1 protein-coding gene and 1 pseudogene are annotated in these 2477 nt (G+C 53.1%); both read right to left on the bottom strand.

Going from position 1 to position 2477, the window contains the following annotated elements; all coding sequences use genetic code 11:
• Positions 1-156: 156 nt before the first annotated feature.
• Positions 157-468: a hypothetical protein gene (locus GE543_RS26935; RefSeq protein WP_032699403.1), complete on the bottom strand. Its 312-nt coding sequence runs from the start codon at positions 466-468 to the stop codon at positions 157-159.
• A gap of 11 nt (positions 469-479) precedes the next feature.
• Positions 480-2477, bottom strand: a pseudogene (locus GE543_RS26930) (hypothetical protein); the annotation flags it as partial.

The following is a 2477-nucleotide window of genomic DNA, read 5'->3' as shown; positions in this document are numbered from 1 at the left end:
TCGCCACCGCGCCTTTGATCTGGGTATCGAGTTAAAAGCGGGAAAAGTCTGATTATCTGATCGGGCGAGCTTTTTTAAAAATCAGGCCATGAGGGGCATCAAAAATCAATGTCTACTTTAGACCTTCCCTAAATAAACTGTATTTCTATGAGCATCTCAGTTGTCAGGGTACTTGAATTCTGTACTGACTTGCTCTCCATGTTTATATGAAATCACGAATGAAACCCAATCTTCACCGCGTTGCTCAGCGCTATGCTTAAGCTTATCTACCAACTCATACAGCCGTGTATCGTCCATATCTGTCCGGGCGTTGGTAGTCTCCACTCCATCCTTTTCGACAAGTAACTCTGTGTCTATGAATCCTTTTCCTACTACCACCTCGTAACGAAAACGATCATAGCCGTCGATAATTCCGTTATCAATAATGGAAAATATTTCTTTAATTAATGCAAAATCTTCGGTAATCATGTGTGTTCCTTTCAAGGCTTGCTGGATTCATTTTTGAAAATACTTGTTCTGGTCCTGCCATCAATGGTATAGGTGACTGATAAAGTGTCAGATCTAATAGAGTCCGCAGTTGATCTGTTGAATTTGATTGTGGTTGGGCCAACCGTCTTCGTCGAGTCGTCCAGAGCCTTTTTGATGATATTTTCATAGAAAACTTTATAGGCTGAATTATTGAAGTTTTTATCTTGCGGGAAAAGGTTGTAGCCGTCACATGTTCCGCCTTGGCTGCAAGCTTGAGCATGACCAACCACATCAGTGTCTCGGCCCTGATGGCCCATCTCTGTTTGCCTAGAGTCGCGAGGGATTTTTTCATTCACAGGGATAAAGGTCAACTCTTCAACCTGACCTGCGCTGTTGGTTGTGAAGGATTTCCCATTATCAAGCTCATACCGTGTATTTGCAGCTCGTGCACTCGGGTTATTAAGCAGCTCGTATTCTGGAGTACCCTTAACTGCATTTTCAGTTTTAACTTTTACAATCGGTATTTCAGTCGCCGACTTTACACGTTGAGCCCCCCGAAGCTCAGCCTCAGTTTTAGCAAACTGCCCGAATTTGGAGCTAGCACTTGCCTCCTGGCTATCTGCAATAGCGCCTACAACACGGTTGCGTACAGCTTCGGCTTTCGTAATCTTCTCAAGTCTAGCGGCCTCAGCCAGCTTTTCAAGCTGCTCGCCGCCTACCTTGATCCCTGCTTTGGCCAGCTTCACACCGCCTGACGCCGCTCCCCCCACTCCTGTAACGGCGGTGCCGATTTGCCAGGCCAGTTCGCCCATGGCCTTGCCCATCGCTTCAGCGTTGTCGTCGCCGCCTACTTCCAGGGCGTTTTTGATCGTGTCTATCCTGCCGTTGAATTCGTTAACGACGCTATAACCAAGCTGCGCTCTGACCTCCGGGTCGCTGATCAGTTTGCCCAAGCCATTGAGGCCATCAATGGGGTGCATCGCGAACTCGGCAAGGCCCGTGATGTCATTCCAGCCGGACTCCGCCAGACCTTTGCCAATCCCGTACCGGGTCAGGATTTCCTGTCTGCCGCTGATGGCTAACCACTTGCCAAATACCTGAGCTTTGGCAATCATTCCTTTTGCGGCTTCGTATTCCTTTCTAGACTGCACGTCCTGCTGCGTCGCCAACCAATTGTTATCCACCGCCGCCCCTGCCGCTGTACTGGCGGCAGTCGGGGCGATGGAAGTACTGGTCGCCGCCAGCCCGGTCACCAGGCTGACGATCAGGTTACGTTTGGTTTCGCGTTGTTCTTCGCTTTCGTCCGGGCTGCTTTGCGAGAACAAACCGGTCAGCAGGCTGGACGCCGCTGCGCCTGCGGCACCGCTGCCGCAGCTTTGGCTGCTGGCGGCGGCGCCCGCGCAGGCGACGATGCCATGCAGGGCGGCGTGCAGTGGGGAGCCTTCGGTCAGTTCGCCATTTGCTACAAGGTCGCCGATGTAGCCTACGCCGCGTTGCTGGACGTAATTGACCACCAGGCTTTGCACGAACGCGGCGTTGCCGGCGCTGATGTTGCCGCCGGCTGCACCGATCAGTGCGGTGGTGATTTGTCGGTATGTGCCGCCTGCGCCCCAGATGTCGTTGGCTTCTGCCGCCAGTTGCCTTGCACTGTTCTGCAAGAGCATGCGCTCGGTATCGCTCAAGCCACGGGTTTTATCAGCTTGCTCCTGCAGCTTTTTGGACTGTTGTCGCTTGAGGTCCGCTTCCCGCGCCTTATTGGCAAGGAAGGTGCTGGCTTCGTTGGAGAACGCAGTGACGATCTCGAAACCGGCGCGGACTTCGTCTTCGTCGAAGATCGGCTTGAGCGAGTTGCTGCCGTTGCGATCACTGGACACGTCGCGGTTGAGGCTGGCGACGGTTTGTTCGGCGTTCTGACCCGTGCGTTTCTGCTGTTCGGCGTCGTCGGTGATGACGACGGCACCGCCACTGATGCCGCTGCGCGTTACGTTGCTGGCCTTGTCGCTGGCGCT

The organism is Pseudomonas sp. SZ57 (assembly GCF_009495975.1).
GTDB lineage: Bacteria > Pseudomonadota > Gammaproteobacteria > Pseudomonadales > Pseudomonadaceae > Aquipseudomonas > Aquipseudomonas syringae.
This window is presented reverse-complemented; position numbering and strand designations above follow the sequence as displayed.